Raw genomic sequence first — 16,292 nt, 5'->3', positions numbered from 1 at the left:
AGTTCCTCGGCGTGTCGCCTTGACGAACTACACAGTTGTAATTTTCGCGTCGCGGGCCGCCTGCAGGGCCTCACGCTGCGCGAAGCCCTTCCGGCGGAACCGCTGCTTGCTCGCGATGCCGCCGAGGTAGAAGGACGTGAGCGCGATCATCACGCCCGCCACGTCGTCGGAGACGTAGTGCCAGCCGAAGTAGAGCGTGGCCACGCAGGTGCACGCGCAGTTGATCCAGAAGACGATCTTGAGCCACCTGATGCTGACGGTGTACTGCACCATCAGCGCCGTCAGCAGCGTGATGGCGACGTGCAGCGATGCGAAGCCCGCGACCGTCTGGGCGGCGTTGGCCTGGGCGTCCCAGAGCGCGTTGTGTCTCGCGTTCACGAGGGAGTTCATCAGATCGGTCGTCGGCGTGTGCGCGAGCGGCGCGTAGACCTGGACGTACTGGATCCCGGGACCGACCGTGGGGAGCGCGTAGTAGGAGACCGTGCCGAGCGTCCAGGCGAGCGCCTGGGCACAGACGAACCAGTAGCCGTAGCTGAGGTTCCTCGACCACACCAGCCAGCAGGTGACCGCGATCGGCACCAGCGGCAGGAACCACAGGTAGATGTAGGAGAGGAACCACGCCGCGACGTGGGTCCCGAGCATCCCCTGGAGCACCGCACCGGGCTCGTTGCCGAAGAAGAGCGCCTTGTCGATCAGGTGGAGCTCGTGGTCGTACTGCGCCTGGATCAGGGCGGGCAGCGCCGACTTCAGGTTCCGGTAGCTGACGTAGACGATGTAGAAGCAGATCACGCCCAGCCCGACGAGGGTCAGCCGTTCGTGGTTCCAGTGCGTGCGCAGCCGCTTGAGCGCGATCGCGCGCCACAGGGTCGGCTTGAACCGCGACTCCCACAGGGTCCTGGGCACCAGGTCGAGGGCGAGCGCCGCGAGCAACAGGATGGGCAGGCGCATCCAGGTCGGACCGAGGAAGCTGCCATCAGGGTCGATGAGCGGCTTCCCGGTCGCGATCGAGACGACGATCGCGGCGATCCCGATCAGCAGCGCATTGGCCACGAGGGTGATCTGGGCGCGGCGATACATGCCGGGAAGTCTATTCGGCGGGCAACAGCGCCAGACGGGTGGCATCGAGTTGCAGCCGGACGCCCTCGCCGGGGCCCGGATGACGGTCGAGCGGGGCGACGGCGTCGAGGATCCCGACACCCTCGGCATCGACCACGAGCCGCACCAGGTCGGGCGTCGCGCGGGCGGACACGACGGTCGCGGAGATCGGACCGGCGTCGTCGAGCACGAGCGCCGAGCGACGTACGGCGAGGCGGGCCGCGCCCTCGATCCCGCGCCCCAGACCGTCCAGGAGCCGGCGGGCCGGCGCGGCGTCCAGCACGCGCGCGTAGCCCAGGAACAGTGCCGTCTCGGCGTCGGCAGGCGCCGCCCACACCTCGCTCGCGGCGCCCTCCTGCACGAGGCGGCCGTCGCGCAGGACGGCGAGCCGGTCGGCGACGGCGAAGGCCTCCTCCTGGTCGTGGGTGACGAGCAGTGCCGTCGTGCCCGCCTCGCGCAGGATGCGGCTCAGGTCCCCGGCCAGGCGCTCCCGCAGGCCGGCGTCGAGGGCGGACAGCGGCTCGTCGAGCAGCAGCAGCCGGGGCTCGACGGCGAGTGCGCGCGCGAGCGCCACCCGCTGGCGCTCGCCGCCCGAGAGGGTGCCGGGCATCCGGTCGCCGTAGCCGCCCAGCCCGACGAGCTCGAGCAGCTCGGCGACGCGGGCGGCGCGGCCGGGCGCGCGGCGGAGCCGCTCCATCCGATCGCGGCGGAGCCGCTCCATCCGATCGCGGCGGAGCCGCAGTGGGTACTCCACGTTGCGCGCCACCGAGAGGTGCTCGAAGAGCTGGCCGTCCTGGAACATGAGGGCGAACCCGCGCTTGTGGGTCGGTACGCCGGCCAGCGAGCGTCCGTCCCAGGCGATCGTGCCGTGCGCCGGCTCGAGGCCCGCGATCGCCCGCAGGAGAGTCGACTTCCCCGAGCCCGAGGGCCCGAGCACCGCGAGCACGTGACCGTCGGCGAGGTCGAGGCTGACGTCGTGGACCGCGGCTCGGCCGTCGTACGAGACGGAGATGTGCGAGAGGGACAGCATCGGCTCAGAACGACCCGATCGACGGCACCCGGAGGCGCTCCACCAGCAGCATCACGACGGCCGTGGCCGCGGCGAGGACGACGGAGGCCGCCAGCGCCATCCCGTAGTTCATCGCGCCAGGGTGGCCGATCAGCCGGAAGATCACCACCGGCAGGGTCGGGTGCTCGTCCCGGGCGAGGAAGCTGGTCGCCCCGAACTCGCCGAGCGAGACCGTGAAGGCGAAGCCCGCGGCGGCCAGGAGCGGCTTCCAGACGACCGGCAGGTCCACCGTGAGGAACTGGCGCAGCGGGCCGGCACCGAGCGATGCGGCCGCCTGCCGGAGCCGGTCGTCGACGCCGCCGAGCACGGGCACGAGGATGCGCACGACCAGCGGCAGCGCGACCAGCGCCTGGGCGATCGGCACCAGCAGGGGGCTGTCACGGAACGACCCGAGGGTGATGAGGAGCCCGAAGCCCAGGGTCACCGCGGAGACACCGATCGGCAGCATGAAGAAGCCGTCGAGCACCCCGCGCAGCCGACGCTCGGCTCGGCCCTGCGACCGCCGGGTCACGACGACCGTGACGAGGCCACCGAGCAGCAGCGCCATCCAGGTGGCGTCGACAGCGGTGCGCAGGCTGGTCGCCAACGCGCTGGTGACCGGCACGAGCAGGGCGGTGCCCGGCGTGCCCAGGGCCCGGTAGTTGGCCAGGCTCCAGTGGTCACCCGACCGGAGGCTGCCCGCCAGGAGGGTCAGCAGCGGCGCCGCCACGAGCGCGAGCAGGGCGGCCGTTGCGATCAGCACGGGGACGTCCTGGCGGCGCGGCCGACGGGGGCGGGCGACGCTGCGGCGTACCCCGGGCGTCGTGCGCACCCGCGCCGCGATCGCGAGCAGGACCGTCACCACGACCAGCTGCAGGATCGACAGCGCGGCGGCGGCCTGCAGGTCGAGGAGGTTCGTGGTCAGCAGGTAGATCTCGGTCTCCACGCTGGAGTACCGCAGCCCACCCATCGTCAGCACGACCCCGAAGCCGGTCGCGCAGAAGAGGAAGACGACGGTCGACGCGCTGACGATCGCCGGTCGCAGGGCCGGCAGCGTGACCGTGCGGAACACGGTCGCCGGGCCGGCCCCGAGGGCGGCCGCGGCCTCCCCGGTCCGCGCGTCGAGTGACTCCCAGGCCGAGCCGACCGTCCGGATGACGACGGCGACGTTGAAGAAGACGAGGCCCGCGACGATGCCGGCCGCCGTGCCCTCGAGACCGAGGAAGCCGAGCGGCCCGGACTCCCCGAGCAGCTGCCGGAACGCCACGCCGACGACCACCGTCGGCAGCACGAACGGCACCAGCAGCGCCGCACGGACGACTCGCTGGCCGGGCCAAGCCAGCCGGTGCAGGGCGTACGCCGCCGGCAGGCCCAGCACGACGCTGAGCGCTGTCGCCACGCCGGCCGACCACACCGTAAACCACAGCACGCGGTGGACGCGCGGCCGGGCGAGCACCGACAGGACGGCACCGGGCCCGTCGGCGAAGCCGCGCGACACCATCCCGCACACCGGCAGCACGAAGAAGACCGCCAGCACCGCGACAGGGAGCGCGGCGAGGGCGATCAGTGCGAGCGTGCGCCTCATCGGCTCACCGCGCGGGCTCGATGCGGGTCTCGATACGCTCGCCGGCGCTCGCTGCCCGACCGACGAACGCCTCGTTGATCGCGCAGCCCGAGCCGCCGGGCGAGGACGTATCGCGATCGCGTGCTCTCATGACTCGACCACCGGGCTCACTGGGAGACCAGGTCGCTCCACGTGCGCAGCCACTCGTCGCGGTGGGCGTCGATCTCCTCGGGCGCGACCGTCCAGGGCTTCATCGGCTGCACGGCGTACTTCGCCCACGACGCCGGGAGCGGCAGGTCCTTCTCGACGGGGAAGACGTACATCGCGCCGGGCAGCGCGGCCTGGACCTGCGGGCTGACCAGGAAGTCCACGAGCGCCTGCGCACCCTTCACGTTCTTCGCGCCGGCCAGCACGCCGGCGTACTCGACCTGCGTGAAGCAGGTGTCGAGCAGAGCCTTCGTGGTCGAGGACCTCCCGGCGACGGTGAACGCCGGCGAGGAGTCGTAGGACAGCACGATCGGTCGGCTGCCCTTGCCGCCGCCCTGGGTGAAGTCGACCGTGTAGGCGTCCTCCCAGCCGTTGACGACGGAGGTGCCGTTGGCGAGCAGCTTCTTCCAGTAGTCGGGCCAGGCGTCGCCGTACTTCGCGATCGTGGTGAGCAGGAACGCCAGCCCGGGCGACGAGGTCGTGGCACCCGGGGTGACGAAGAGACCCTTGTACGCCGGCTCGACCAGGTCGTCGAGCGTTGCCGGCGGCGCGATGTGGTGCGCGTCGAACCAGGTCGTGTCGACGTTGACGCAGACGTTGCCGTTGTCGACGGGCGTCAGCCTCTTGCCACCGTCACCGGGCAGGTCGTACCTGGCCGCGCCGTCCGGCAGGTCCTTGGGTGTGTAGTCGGCGAACACCCCGGCGCCCAGGGCGCGCGAGGCGAAGGTGTTGTCGACGCCGAAGGAGACGTCGCCGGTCGGGTCGTCCTTGGTCAGCACCAGCTTGTTGGTGAGGGCGCCGGCGTCGCCGCTCTGGCGGATGACGAGCCGGTAGCCCGAGGTCTTCTCGAACTCGGACTTCAGCTCCTTCGGGAGGGTGAACGAGTCGTGGGTGACCAGGACGACCTGGTCGGAGCCCTTCGACGTGGCCTTGTCGCTCCCGCCGCTCAGCGAGCAACCGCTGAGAGTGAGCGCGAGGGTCGTGGCGAGACCGATGGTGGTGGTGGCGAGCGCGCGCGTGCGCATCGTGACTCCCTTCGCCGGTGCTAACCGGATCAGGTTCGGAGGGTCTGCGGCCGTCCCGCACTCTCAGCCCGGCTCATCTCTGGTCCGGGCTCCCCTGTCTGACGGGGCAACACTAGCGCGGGGCGCCGACGGATCGTCCCGGGGTCGTCAGTGCCGCGGATCCGAGTCACCAGGTGACTCGGATCCGCGGCACAGCGTCAGGCGTGCTCCACGACGGCGGCGAACTGCACCCCGTCGGCCCGGTCGGTCCGACTCGCCTGACCACGGGCCACGAGCAGCTCGAGGTGGGCCTTGGTCTCCATCGACGCCAGGGCCGAGTTGAACGGGTCCAGCGTCGCGAACGCGTGCCCGTGGCGGGTCCACGGCAGGTCGCCGGCGACGTCGTACGCCGTCCGGGCACCGCCCGACAGGGCCGCGAGGCACAGCGCGAGCCGCTCCTCGTGGTGTGCCAGCAGCTCGTCGACACGGGCGTGGACCGACGGAGCGATCGGCCCGTGCGCGGGCAGCAACGTCAGGTCCGGCAGCGCGCGGACCTTCGCGAGCGACGCCATGAAGTCGCGCAGCGGCTGCCGTACGGCGGCGGGCTCGAAGCCGATCGACGGCGTGATCGTCGGCAGCACGTGGTCGCCGGCGAAGAGCAGCCCGGCCTGCCGCTCGGCGAACACGTAGTGGCCGCGTGTGTGGCCCGGCGTGTGGATCGCGTGGAGGGTGCGCTCCCCGACGCCGACCTCGACGTCGCCGTCGAGCCAGCTGTCGGGGTAGCGGAGCGAGCGCTCGTCGCGGCCGTCGCTGGACGGGTCCTGACCGAAGATCCGTGCGAGCTCCGCGGCGCCGCTCTCGCGCAGCTGCGCGATCATCGGCATCTCGTCGGCCGGGACCGCGCCGAGCATCATGTCCAGGTTGGGCTTCTCCCCCAGGCCGAGCGCCACCCCCGCACCGACCTCCGCGCCCAGAGCGGCGGCGAGGGAGAAGTGGTCGCGGTGCACGTGGGTGACGAGGAAGCGCCGGATGTCGGCGAAGCTCCGTCCGATCTGACGCAGCCCCTTCTCGAGCGCCTCGCGCCCCTCCGTGATGGCCCACCCGCCGTCGACGAGGGTCAGCCCCTGCTCCGTCTCGATGACGTAGACGTTGACCGCCTTGAGGCCGTCCATCGGCAGTGGCAGCGGGATCCGGTGGATCCCGGCGGCCACCTCGAAGGCGCCGGGTGCCGACCAGTGCTCGCCGGAGTCCGGCGAGACGGCGTACGCCGTGGGGGTGCTCATGCTCGCTCACTCTCCGTGTTCCGTCGGTGCAGCCACAGCAGGCCCGCGATCGGCAGGATCGCCGGCACCCAGCCGTAGCCGCTGCCGTAGTCCGACCACACCGACGCGTCGGGGAACCAGTCCCGCTCCACCAGCGACAGCGTGCCGATGACGACCACGCCACCCAGCTCGACCCACAGCATCACGCGGGCGAAGGCGGGCCGACCGTGCGCGGCCCTCCGGATGGCGAACCAGCCGGCGACGTACGTCAGCGCCGCGACCAGCGACAGCAGGTAGGCGACCGGCGCCTCGTGGAACTGGGTGGCGAGCTGGACGATCGCCCGCGAGCCGGACGCCAGGATGAAGAGGGCGTACACGGCCAGCAGGACGAGATGGGGACCTGATCTCACTGCGACCTCACCGGGTCATCATGATCCTCACCGCGACGACGCCCGTCGCCAGGGCCGCCACCGCGACCACGCCCGACGACCACGGCCCGCGGTCCTCGCGCACGGAGACCATCGCGATCGGCAGCATGACGACGATCGCGGCGACGTACCCGAGATGGGTCGTCAGCTCGGCGGGCCTCCCCTCGCTGAGGGCGGCCAGCGCACCCAGGGCGAGCACGACGGCGAGGACCTCGAGCATCCAGGCGAGCTGGTCCAGCCAGCGCGGCCGCGGCGCCCGGAGGGCGACCCCGACGCCTGCCGCGACCGCGACCAGCAGTGCGTAGCCGACGACGATCCACGCGATGGGGGTCAGGGCGCCGGACATGGGAGCATCCTTCCCGATGACACTCCGTGATCTTTCAGCGGGCGATCCGTCAGCGGCCGACCCTCTCGTGGCCCGGCTACGCGCTGCCGGCTGCGTCTTCGCGGAGGAGGAGGCGGCGCTTCTCCTGGCGGCCGACGACTCCCCCGCCCGCGTCGAGGCGCTCGTCGCGCGCCGCGTCGCGGGCGAGCCGCTGGAGACGATCCTGGGCTGGGCGGACTTCGCGGGCGTCCGCGTCGTCTGCGCGCCGGGCGTCTTCGTGCCCCGGCAGCGGACCGCGCTGATGGTGCGCCTCGCCGCGACCCTGCTGAGCGACGGAGGGCGGGTCCTCGACCTGGGCTGCGGGACGGGGGCGATCGGGGCGGCCGTCGCGGTGCGAGCGCCGTCCCTGGAGGTCTGGGCGGTCGACGTGGACCCGGCCGCCGTCGCCTGCGCCCGTCTCAACCTGCCGGCGGACCGCGTGCTCCTCGGCGACCTCTACGAGCCGCTGCCGGCCGCCATGCGCTTCGACGTCATCCTGGCCAACGCGCCGTACGTGCCCACCGGCGAGATCGCGCTGATGCCGCCCGAGGCCCGCGACCACGAGCACCGGGTCGCGCTCGACGGCGGCGCCGACGGGCTCGACGTGCAACGGCGCGCGATCGCCGGCGCGCCCGTCCGCTTGTCGCCACACGGCGCGGTGCTGGTGGAGACCGGTCGCCGGCAGTCCGAGGCGACGGCCCGCCTGATGCGAGCCGCCGGCCTCGAAGCCCGCATCGAGACCGACGACGAGATCGGCGGGACGGTGGTCGTCGGGACCATGACAGAGGTCGTCCACCCCCCACCGGTGGACGACCTCCCCTGACGGAACGGGCAGGCGTACCGGCCATGACGCGGTTTCGGGCTCCCCAGCGCCTCGCGTCGGTAGCTGTTGGCGAACCGCCCGTCCGTGCACGTCAGGACAGGCGAGTGCCAACAGTTACGGCACGCGGAGCACGCCGGTGGCGTCGTACGCCGACAGCGCCTCGACGTACGGCGCCAGGTCGATGTCCTGGTCTGCCAGCCACGCGTCGGAGTAGTACGTCGTGCTGTAGCGGTCGCCGCCGTCGCACAGCAGCGTGACGACGCTGCCGGACTCGCCGGCGCTCCGCATCCGGGCGATCACCTGCAGCGCGGCCCAGACGTTGGTGCCGGTTGAACCGCCGACCGCGCGGCCCAGCCGCTCGGTGACCCAGCGCATCGTGGCGATCGATGCGGCGTCCGGCACGCGCAGCATCTCGTCGACGACGCCACCCACGAAGGACGGCTCGACGCGCGGCCGGCCGATGCCCTCGATGCGCGAGCCGCGGCCCGTCGCGGTGGAGACGTCCTGCTCCCAGCCGTCGTAGAACGCCGAGCCCTCGGGGTCGGCGACGAGGAGGCGCGTCGGGTGGCGCTGGTAGTGCAGGTAGCGGCCGATGGTCGCCGACGTGCCGCCGGTGCCGGCCGAGACCACGATCCACGTCGGGATCGGGTGCGGCTCGCGGCGCAGCTGACCGAAGATCGACTCGGCGATGTTGTTGTTGCCGCGCCAGTCCGTCGCTCGCTCGGCGTAGGTGAACTGGTCCATGTAGTGGCCGTCGCACTCGGCCGCGAGCCGGCGAGCCTCGTCGTAGACCTCACCCGCCGCGTCGACGAAGTGGCAGCGGCCGCCGTACCACTCGATGAGCGCGATCTTCTCCGGCGAGGTCCTGCGCGGCATCACCGCGACGAACGGCAGCCCGATGAGGCGCGCGAAGTAGGCCTCCGACACCGCGGTCGAGCCGGACGAGGCCTCGACGATGGTCGATCCGGCGTGCAGCCAGCCGTTGCAGAGCGCGTAGAGGAAGAGGGACCGGGCCAGTCGGTGCTTGAGCGAGCCGGTGGGGTGCACCGACTCGTCCTTGAGGTAGAGCGTGATGTCCCCGGCGGCGGGCAGCGGCAGCAGGTGCAGGTGCGTGTCGGCGCTGCGGTTGGCGTCGGCCTCGACCCGCCGGACGGCCTCGTCGATCCATTCGCGGTGGTCGATGGTCAGGAGCGGCATGGCCGCACCTTAGAGCCCGAGCATCTGGGCGCTGCGTTCGCGCATCTCGATCTTGCGGATCTTCCCGGTCACGGTCATCGGGAAGTCCTCGACGACGAGCACGTAGCGCGGGATCTTGTAGTGCGCGAGCTTGCCCTCGGCGAACGCCTTGACAGCGGCGGCGTCCAGCGGGTCCGCCCCGGCCCTCATCCGCACCCAGGCGCACAGCTCCTCGCCGTACTTCTCGTCGGGTACGCCGACCACCTGGACGTCCTCCACGTCGGGATGGGTGTAGAGGAACTCCTCGATCTCGCGCGGGTAGATGTTCTCGCCGCCGCGGATGACCATGTCCTTGATCCGTCCCACGATGTTGCAGTAGCCGTCGTCCCTCATCACCGCGAGGTCACCGGTGTGCATCCAGCCCTCGTCGTCGATCGCCTCGGCGGTCTTCTCGGGCTCGTCCCAGTAGCCCAGCATCACCGAGTAGCCGCGCGTGCAGAACTCCCCCGGCTCACCGCGCGGCACGGATCTGCCGGTCGTCGGGTCGACGATCTTGATCTCGACGTGCGGCGCGGCCCGGCCGATGGTCTCGGTGCGCCGCTCCAGGTCGTCGTCGACGTGGGTCTGGCACGAGACCGGGGACGTCTCGGTCATGCCGTACGCGATCGACACCTCGGCCATGTGCATCTCGTTGACGCACCGCTTCATCACCTCGACCGGGCAGATCGCGCCGGCCATGATGCCGGTGCGCAGGCTGGTCAGGTCGTAGTCCGCGAAGTCGGGCAGGTTGTGCTCGGCGATGAACATCGTCGGGACGCCGTACACGGCGGTGCAGCGCTCGTCCTGCACCGCCCGCAGCGTCGTCGCGGGGTCGAAGGCCGGGCCCGGGATGACCATCGTGGCGCCGTGGGTGGTGCAGCCCAGGTTGGCCATCACCATGCCGAAGCAGTGGTAGAAGGGCACCGGGATGCAGAGCCTGTCCTGCTCGGTGAAGCCGATGGTCTCGGTGACGAAGTAGCCGTTGTTGAGGATGTTGCGGTGGCTGAGGGTCGCGCCCTTCGGGAAGCCGGTGGTGCCCGAGGTGTACTGGATGTTGATCGGGTCGAACGGGTCCAGCGACGCCATCCGCTCGCGGACCGCGCTCGGCGGCAGGTTGCGGCCCTCGTCGTTGAGCGCGCGCCAGCCGTCGGAGTCGATGTAGACGACCCGCTCGAGCGTCGGGCAGTCGTCGGCGGTCTCCCGGATCATCGCCCGGTAGTCGCTGCTCTTGAAGCTGCTCGCCGCCATCAGCAGCCGCATGCCGCTCTGGTTGGCGACGTAGGCGAACTCGTGCGTGCGGTACGCCGGGTTGACGTTGACCAGCACCGCGCCGATCTTGGCGGTCGCGAACTGCACGATCGTCCACTCGGCGCAGTTGGGGGCCCAGATCCCGACCCGGTCACCCTTCGCGATGCCGGCCGCGAGGAGGCCGCGCGCCAGCCAGTTCACCGAGTCGTCGAGCTGCCGCCAGGTCCAGCGCCGGCCCGAAGCCACCTCGACCAGGGCCTCCTGGTCGGCGTACGCGTGGACCGTGCGCTCGAAGTTCGCCCCGATGGTCTCCTCGAGCAGCGGGATGTCGGTCTCTCCGGCGGCGTACGACTCCATGGAGCATCTTTATCACCTCTGTGGCCCCGGTCACAGAGGCCCCGGATGGTCCCGTGAGGCCCCGAAGCCGGGGCCGGACTATGACGTCTGCCACATCTGCCGCGCAACGCCGGGACCCGATTTGCTGCCCGAGGCCGCGATGACCGATACATGAAGTGTGGAGACACCTATCGACGCGGTTCTCATCGGTGGCGGCATCATGAGTTCCACTCTCGGCACGCTCCTGCAGGAGCTCGAGCCGAGCTGGAACATCAAGGTGATAGAGCGGCTCGACACGGTGTCCCAGGAGAGCTCCGGCCCCTGGAACAACGCCGGCACCGGCCACTCCGCACTGTGCGAGCTCAACTACACGCCGACGAACCCCGACGGCACCGTCGACATCTCCAAGGCCGTCCAGGTCAACGAGCAGTTCCAGGTCTCCCGCCAGCTGTGGGCCTTCCTCGTCGAGAGCGGCCGCATCCCGGACCCGTCGGCGTTCATCAACCCGATCCCGCACATGAGCTTCGTCTGGGGCGCCGACAACGTGGCATACCTGCGCAAGCGGTACGACGCGCTGGCCCAGCACCCCCTCTTCAGCGGCATGCACTTCAGCACCGACCCCGAGGTGATCAGCACCTGGGCGCCCACGCTCGTCGAGGGCCGCGACCCGTCGGTCCCCGTCGCGGCGACCTTCACCGAGGCCGGCTCCGACGTCGACTTCGGCCGGCTCAACGAGCTCCTCCTCGACAACATGACCCAGCGGGGCGCGGCGCTCGACCTCGGCTCCGAGGTCCGCAAGGTCAGGCGGAACGCCGAGGGTCTGTGGGAGATCGAGGGCCGACGCGTCGGCTCGGGCGAGCGGTTCGACTACACGGCGCGCTTCGTCTTCGTCGGCGCCGGCGGCTTCGCGCTCCGGCTGCTGCAGGCGGCGAAGATCCCGGAGATCAAGGGCTTCGGAGGCTTCCCGGTCTCCGGCGAGTTCCTCCGCACCACCAAGCCCGAGGTGGTCGCGCAGCACCAGGCCAAGGTCTACGGCAAGGCCGCCGTGGGCGCACCGCCGATGTCGGTGCCGCACCTCGACACCCGGTTCGTCGACGGCACGCAGGCGCTCATGTTCGGCCCGTACGCCGGCTGGAGCCCGCGCTTCCTCAAGTTCGGGTCGTTCTTCGACCTGTTCGCCTCGATCCGGCTCCACAACCTGTGGCCCATGGTCAAGGCGGGCCTGACGAACGTCGGCCTGACGATCTACCTGATCCAGCAGCTGATCGCGCGGCCGTCGACGAAGTTCAAGGACCTGCTCGACTTCTTCCCGGAGGCGGACCCCCGCGACTGGGAGAAGATCACCGCCGGTCAGCGTGTGCAGGTGATCCGGCCCGACGGGGTGCTGCAGTTCGGCACCGAGGTGATCGCGAGCGCCGACGGCTCGATCGCGGGCCTGCTCGGCGCGTCCCCGGGCGCCTCGACGGCGGCGCCGATCATGCTCCAGGTGCTCGAGCGCTGCTTCCCCGACCGCTGGGGCGCGTGGCAGCCCGCCCTCCGGCAGGCCGTCCCCAGCTTCGGTACGTCGCTCTCCGATGACCCGGCCAACGCCCACGAGACGCTCGCTCGCACCGCCGAGGCACTGCGCCTCGCCGAGCCGGCACGGCCGCCGCAGCTGCGCTCGGCCTGAGCCGCCCGGCCCGACACGCCGGCAAGACGCGATCGGCGCCTGTGCACCGGAGCCCCGAGTCGATGGGTCGGGGCTCCGGTGCACAGGCGCCGCGTCGGCGCGCAGACCGCCTCAGGCGGCCGCGACGTCGCCGTCGGGGGCGATCGTGTCGCGCAGCTTGGCGAGGATGCCGCCGAGCAGACGCGAGACCTGCATCTGGGTCACGCCGATCCGCTCGCCGATCTCGGCCTGGGTGAGGTCCTCCACGAAGCGGAGCCGGACGATGAGCTGCTCGCGCTCGTTGAGCCTGCCGAGCGCCGGAGCCAGCAGGGCGCGGGCCTCGGCGGCGGACAGGTCGGCGTCGTACTCGGGCAGCAGGTCGCCGAGGCTGGCCGCCTCGGGCTCGCCGCTGGAGACGGGCGCGTCGAGCGAGAGCGGCGTGAAGCAGCCCTCCGCGGTGAGCGCCTCGACCACGTCCGCCTCGTCCACGCCGAGCTTGTCGGCGATCTCCGCCGCCGACGGGCCGCGGCCGTTGATGTCGCGCAGCGACTCACGCATCCGCAGCACGTTGGTCTGCAGCTCCTGGATGCGGCGCGGCGGACGCACGGTCCAGCCCAGGTCGCGGAAGTGGCGCTTGATCTCGCCGCGGATGGTCGGGACGGCGTACGTCAGGAAGTCCTCGGCCTTGTCACCGTCGAACTTGCGAGCGGCGCGCACCAGCGCCAGGTAGGCCACCTGCTCGAGGTCCTCGAGCGGGATGCCACGCCCGACGTAGCGCCGCGCGATCGAGCGGGCGACGCCGGTGTTGACCAGGATGACCTGCTCGATGAGGTCGGCGCGCTGCGTACGGAGCGCTGACGACGCCTCGTCGAAGAGGCGGGTGGTCTCACGCCGCCGGGTCTCTCGGGGCACGTCGTGGTGGAGAGTCGCTGCGATGGTCATGACTAGGTCGTCCCCGGTGCGGAGACCCCTGTAACCCGGCCCGACCCCAATTGGTCCCTGGGGGTGGCGGATGGGCGAGGCCGCCCCACCCCTGCGGGTGGGACGGCCTCAGCGGGTCGTCGCCTCGTCGGTGCGAGTGTCCGGAGGTCACCCGACCGGGATCGACCTGGCTCGGTACCCCAGGATGCGGCGACGGTATTCGTGCAGCCGCCCCGAGGCGCGCCCCGGACTACTCCGCCACCGGGCCCTTCGGGTCGGGTGGGGCGAAGCCGTGCTGCATGCACCAGGCCACCGCCTGCGCGCGCGAGGAGACGCCGATCTTCTTGTACGCCTGCCGGATGTGGCTCTTCAGCGTGTTGATCGTCAGGAAGAGCCGGTCGGCGATCTCCTGGTTCGACATGCCCTGGGTGACCAGGGCGAGCACCTCGACCTCGCGCGGAGAGAGACCCGCCTCCTGGCCGATCCAGTCGACCTGCTCCTCCGGCCGCTTGCCGTCGCCCGCGCGCTCGATCGTGTCCACGAGCTCGGGGGCGTGCTTGCTCATCGAGACCCAGCCGTCGGCGCCTCGGGCGAGCGCGCGCGCCCGCAGGTCCGGACGCATGTCGCGGCTGTAGATGATGACCTTCGCGTCGGTCTTCTGGATCAGGTGGTCGAGGTCGGCGCCCTCGGAGCGGTGGAGCCCGTGACTGTCGTAGAGGATGACGTCGATGCCCTTGGCCTTGCCGTAGACGCTGGCCAGCGCGACGACGGTGATGCGGTCGGGGTAGTCCGCCAGCATCGCGGTCAGCCCACGAGCCACCACTTCCTGACGACTGACGACAGCGACGCGGAGGGGCTCAGGCATGCGCGACGTCCATGCGAGAAGCGTGCCAGACGGTCCTGGGGAACACCACAGACAGGGGGCCCTACCGCGGTCTGTTGTCGACGATGCGACGCATCTTGCCGACGGAGCGCTCGATCGCGAACGGCTCCTTCACCTCGACGCCCACCGTCACGCCGATCGTGCGCTTGACGAGCTGGCGGACGTGGACGGCTGCCTCGGCCGCCTCGGCGGCCGTCGCATGCTCGGCACGCTCGACCGTGACGGTGAGCTCGTCCATGTTGCCCCGACGCGTCAGGACGCACTGGAAGTGCGGGGTCAGCGCCGGGATCTTGAGGACGAGCTCCTCGATCTGAGTCGGGAACAGGTTCACGCCGCGCAGGATGATCATGTCGTCGGTGCGCCCGGTGATCTTCTCGATGCGCCGCATCGGCCGCGCGGTGCCGGGCAGCAGCCGGGTCAGGTCACGGGTGCGGTAGCGGATGACGGGCATGGCCTCCTTGGTGAGCGAGGTGAGCACCAGCTCGCCCTCCTCACCGTCGGGAAGGACCTCACCGCTGAGCGGGTCGATGATCTCCGGGTAGAAGTGGTCCTCCCACAGGTGCAGACCGTCCTTGGTCTCGACGCACTCCTGGGCGACACCGGGGCCGATGATCTCCGAGAGCCCGTAGATGTCGACCGCGTGCATGTCGAGACGCTCCTCCATCGACGTACGCATCTCGTTGGTCCACGGCTCGGCGCCGAAGATCCCGACGCGGAGCGAGCTGGCCCGTGGGTCGAGGCCCTGGCGCTCCATCTCGTCGATGATGTTGAGCATGTACGACGGCGTGACCATGATCAGGTCCGGCCGGAAGTCGTTGATCAGCTGGACCTGCCGCTCCGTCATGCCGCCCGACACGGGCACGACCGTGCAGCCGAGCTTCTCGGCGCCGCCGTGGGCGCCCAGCCCGCCGGTGAACAGCCCGTAGCCGTAGGCGTTGTGGAGGATGTCGCCCGGCCGACCGCCGGCCGCCCTGATGCTGCGTGCGACGACCGTCGCCCACACGTCCAGGTCGTTGCGCGTGTAGCCCACGACGGTGGGCCTGCCCGTGGTGCCGGAGGAGGCGTGCACGCGGATGACCTGCTGGCGCGGCACCGCGAACATCCCGAACGGGTAGTTGTCGCGCAACGTCGCCTTGGCGGTGAACGGCAGCCGCGCGAGGTCGGCCAGCTCGGTGATGTCGTCGGGGTGCACCTCGGCCGCCTCGAACGCCTTGCGGTAGTGGTCGACGTTCTCGTAGGCGTGACGCACCGACCACTGCAGCCGCTCCAGCTGCAGCGCGCGCAGCTCGTCGACGGATGCGGTCTCGATCGGCTCGAGGCCGTGGTCGGGTGGGATCGGCGCGGGCATCGGACTCCTCGGATCTGGATCTCAGCGACCGGCGAAGACCGGCCGCTCCTTGCTCAGGAAGGCCGCCACGGCGGCAGCGTGGTCCTCGGTCGAGCCGGCGCGCGTCTGAGCGGCTCCCTCGGCGTCGAGCGTGGCGTCGAGGCCACGGCTCCAGCTCTCGGCGAGCAGTCGCTTGCTCTCGGCGTACGCCGCTGTCGGACCGGAGGCCAGCCGCTGCGCCAGGGACGTCGCGACGGCCAGCGCCCGGCCCGGCTCGACGACGTCGGCGTCGATGCCCCACTCGACCGCCTGTGCGGGCCCGAAGGACTCGCCCAGGAGGACGAGCCGACGCGCGCGGGCGTCGCCGACGGCGCGCGGCAGCGTGTGTGCCAGACCGGAGTCGCAGGTGAGCCCGATCGAGCTGAAGGCGGTGGCGAGCACGGCGTTCGACGCGACGACCCGCAGGTCGCAGGCGAGCGCGAAGCCGAGCCCGGCGCCCACGCAGCTGCCCTCGACGGCGGCGACCACCGGCTTCGGCATCGCGGCCAGGCTGCGGACGATGGGGGCGTAGTGGTCGGCGACGGTGGCGAACGCCGTCGCCGCGCCCGCGCCGAGACCCTCGGCATGCTCCTTGAGGTCCTGTCCGACGCAGAAGTGGTCGCCGGCACCGGTCAGCACGACAGCGCGGACGCCGGCGTCGGCGCCGACCTCGGCGAGCGCGTCACGCAGGGCGTCCTTGACGGCCGCGTTCAGCGAGTTGCGTCGCTCGGGACGGTTGATCGTGACCGTGGCGACGGCGTCGTGTCGCTCGACAAGCACAGGCTCCATGGATCCCTCTTCCGAATTCCTGACCTTTCGGTCAGTATTACAGGACGGGACGCGCCGCGGCTAGACCCGTCCAGCATCCGTGACCTCACCC

15 protein-coding genes and 1 riboswitch are annotated in these 16,292 nt (G+C 71.3%); of the genes, 2 read left to right on the top strand and 13 right to left on the bottom strand.

Translation table 11 applies throughout. The features are described 5' to 3' along the window. Positions 1-27 precede the first annotated feature (27 nt). From ABD205_RS05900 to ABD205_RS05870, 7 genes are all read right to left on the bottom strand, one after another. A complete protein-coding gene (locus ABD205_RS05900) occupies positions 28-1,077 on the bottom strand; it encodes a phosphatase PAP2 family protein (protein ID WP_344043363.1) in 1,050 nt (349 codons plus the stop codon). A gap of 10 nt (positions 1,078-1,087) precedes the next feature. After that, positions 1,088-2,125 (bottom strand): ABC transporter ATP-binding protein, encoded by a 1,038-nt coding sequence (locus ABD205_RS05895; protein ID WP_344043361.1) that lies wholly within the window; start codon positions 2,123-2,125, stop codon positions 1,088-1,090. Between the two features lie 4 nt (positions 2,126-2,129). Then, positions 2,130-3,728, bottom strand: coding sequence for an ABC transporter permease (locus ABD205_RS05890; RefSeq protein ID WP_344043359.1), 1,599 nt, complete (start codon positions 3,726-3,728; stop codon positions 2,130-2,132). Between the two features lie 146 nt (positions 3,729-3,874). After that, on the bottom strand, positions 3,875-4,939 hold the full coding sequence (locus tag ABD205_RS05885) for a thiamine ABC transporter substrate-binding protein (RefSeq protein ID WP_344043357.1): 1,065 nt from the start codon (positions 4,937-4,939) through the stop codon (positions 3,875-3,877). Beyond that, a riboswitch (TPP riboswitch) is annotated at positions 4,929-5,045 on the bottom strand. It overlaps the preceding gene by 11 nt. A 91-nt stretch (positions 5,046-5,136) precedes the next feature. Further along, positions 5,137-6,201: an MBL fold metallo-hydrolase gene (locus ABD205_RS05880; RefSeq protein WP_344043355.1), complete on the bottom strand. Its 1,065-nt coding sequence runs from the start codon at positions 6,199-6,201 to the stop codon at positions 5,137-5,139. Further along, positions 6,198-6,590: a hypothetical protein gene (locus tag ABD205_RS05875; RefSeq protein WP_344043353.1), complete on the bottom strand. Its 393-nt coding sequence runs from the start codon at positions 6,588-6,590 to the stop codon at positions 6,198-6,200. Before ABD205_RS05875 ends, ABD205_RS05880 begins: the two co-directional genes overlap by 4 nt. Positions 6,591-6,597: 7 nt before the next feature. Continuing rightward, positions 6,598-6,954 (bottom strand): hypothetical protein, encoded by a 357-nt coding sequence (locus ABD205_RS05870; protein ID WP_344043351.1) that lies wholly within the window; start codon positions 6,952-6,954, stop codon positions 6,598-6,600. Positions 6,955-6,970: 16 nt separating this feature from the next. On the opposite strand from ABD205_RS05870, the gene ABD205_RS05865 reads away from it, so the two are divergent. Further along, the gene (locus ABD205_RS05865) at positions 6,971-7,795 is read left to right on the top strand and encodes a putative protein N(5)-glutamine methyltransferase (protein ID WP_344043349.1); all 825 of its coding nucleotides are present in this window, start codon (positions 6,971-6,973) and stop codon (positions 7,793-7,795) included. Between the two features lie 114 nt (positions 7,796-7,909). Here the strand turns inward: ABD205_RS05865 and cds1 are convergent, their stop codons facing one another. Next, entirely contained in the window at positions 7,910-8,992 is a 1,083-nt protein-coding gene (gene cds1 / locus ABD205_RS05860) for an L-cysteine desulfhydrase Cds1 (protein ID WP_344043347.1), read from the bottom strand. A 9-nt stretch (positions 8,993-9,001) separates the two neighbouring features. Next, positions 9,002-10,615 (bottom strand): AMP-binding protein, encoded by a 1,614-nt coding sequence (locus ABD205_RS05855; protein WP_344043345.1) that lies wholly within the window; start codon positions 10,613-10,615, stop codon positions 9,002-9,004. A gap of 157 nt (positions 10,616-10,772) precedes the next feature. On the opposite strand from ABD205_RS05855, the gene mqo reads away from it, so the two are divergent. After that, positions 10,773-12,263, top strand: coding sequence for a malate dehydrogenase (quinone) (gene mqo, locus ABD205_RS05850; protein ID WP_344043343.1), 1,491 nt, complete (start codon positions 10,773-10,775; stop codon positions 12,261-12,263). Positions 12,264-12,374: 111 nt separating this feature from the next. Here mqo and ABD205_RS05845 read toward each other — a convergent pair whose 3' ends face one another. The 4 genes from ABD205_RS05845 to ABD205_RS05830 form a co-directional block, all read right to left on the bottom strand. Further along, positions 12,375-13,184: a sigma-70 family RNA polymerase sigma factor gene (locus tag ABD205_RS05845; RefSeq protein ID WP_344043341.1), complete on the bottom strand. Its 810-nt coding sequence runs from the start codon at positions 13,182-13,184 to the stop codon at positions 12,375-12,377. Between the two features lie 229 nt (positions 13,185-13,413). Continuing rightward, complete coding sequence (locus ABD205_RS05840; protein WP_344043339.1) at positions 13,414-14,028, bottom strand: response regulator transcription factor; 615 nt, start codon at positions 14,026-14,028, stop codon at positions 13,414-13,416. Positions 14,029-14,089: 61 nt separating this feature from the next. Next, the gene (gene paaK, locus ABD205_RS05835) at positions 14,090-15,394 is read right to left on the bottom strand and encodes a phenylacetate--CoA ligase PaaK (RefSeq protein ID WP_344043337.1); all 1,305 of its coding nucleotides are present in this window, start codon (positions 15,392-15,394) and stop codon (positions 14,090-14,092) included. Between the two features lie 21 nt (positions 15,395-15,415). Next, complete coding sequence (locus tag ABD205_RS05830) at positions 15,416-16,201, bottom strand: enoyl-CoA hydratase/isomerase family protein (protein ID WP_344043335.1); 786 nt, start codon at positions 16,199-16,201, stop codon at positions 15,416-15,418. Positions 16,202-16,292: the final 91 nt, after the last annotated feature.

Origin of the sequence: Nocardioides panacihumi (assembly GCF_039530925.1) — a bacterium.
Classification (GTDB): Bacteria; Actinomycetota; Actinomycetes; order Propionibacteriales; family Nocardioidaceae; genus Nocardioides; species Nocardioides panacihumi.
The sequence above is the reverse complement of the archived record's forward strand: the minus strand, read 5'-3'. Positions and strand labels throughout refer to the sequence as shown.

Coding starts and splice junctions, on each gene's coding strand:
- ABD205_RS05830 (WP_344043335.1), bottom strand. CDS start 16,201: ATGGAGCCTGTGCTTGTCGAGCGACACGACGCCGTCGCCACGGTCACG.
- cds1 (WP_344043347.1), bottom strand. CDS start 8,992: ATGCCGCTCCTGACCATCGACCACCGCGAATGGATCGACGAGGCCGTC.
- paaK (WP_344043337.1), bottom strand. CDS start 15,394: ATGCCCGCGCCGATCCCACCCGACCACGGCCTCGAGCCGATCGAGACC.
- ABD205_RS05895 (WP_344043361.1), bottom strand. CDS start 2,125: ATGCTGTCCCTCTCGCACATCTCCGTCTCGTACGACGGCCGAGCCGCG.
- ABD205_RS05865 (WP_344043349.1), top strand. CDS start 6,971: ATGACACTCCGTGATCTTTCAGCGGGCGATCCGTCAGCGGCCGACCCT.
- ABD205_RS05885 (WP_344043357.1), bottom strand. CDS start 4,939: ATGCGCACGCGCGCGCTCGCCACCACCACCATCGGTCTCGCCACGACC.
- ABD205_RS05840 (WP_344043339.1), bottom strand. CDS start 14,028: ATGCCTGAGCCCCTCCGCGTCGCTGTCGTCAGTCGTCAGGAAGTGGTG.
- ABD205_RS05890 (WP_344043359.1), bottom strand. CDS start 3,728: ATGAGGCGCACGCTCGCACTGATCGCCCTCGCCGCGCTCCCTGTCGCG.
- ABD205_RS05880 (WP_344043355.1), bottom strand. CDS start 6,201: ATGAGCACCCCCACGGCGTACGCCGTCTCGCCGGACTCCGGCGAGCAC.
- ABD205_RS05900 (WP_344043363.1), bottom strand. CDS start 1,077: ATGTATCGCCGCGCCCAGATCACCCTCGTGGCCAATGCGCTGCTGATC.
- ABD205_RS05855 (WP_344043345.1), bottom strand. CDS start 10,615: ATGGAGTCGTACGCCGCCGGAGAGACCGACATCCCGCTGCTCGAGGAG.
- ABD205_RS05845 (WP_344043341.1), bottom strand. CDS start 13,184: ATGACCATCGCAGCGACTCTCCACCACGACGTGCCCCGAGAGACCCGG.
- ABD205_RS05870 (WP_344043351.1), bottom strand. CDS start 6,954: ATGTCCGGCGCCCTGACCCCCATCGCGTGGATCGTCGTCGGCTACGCA.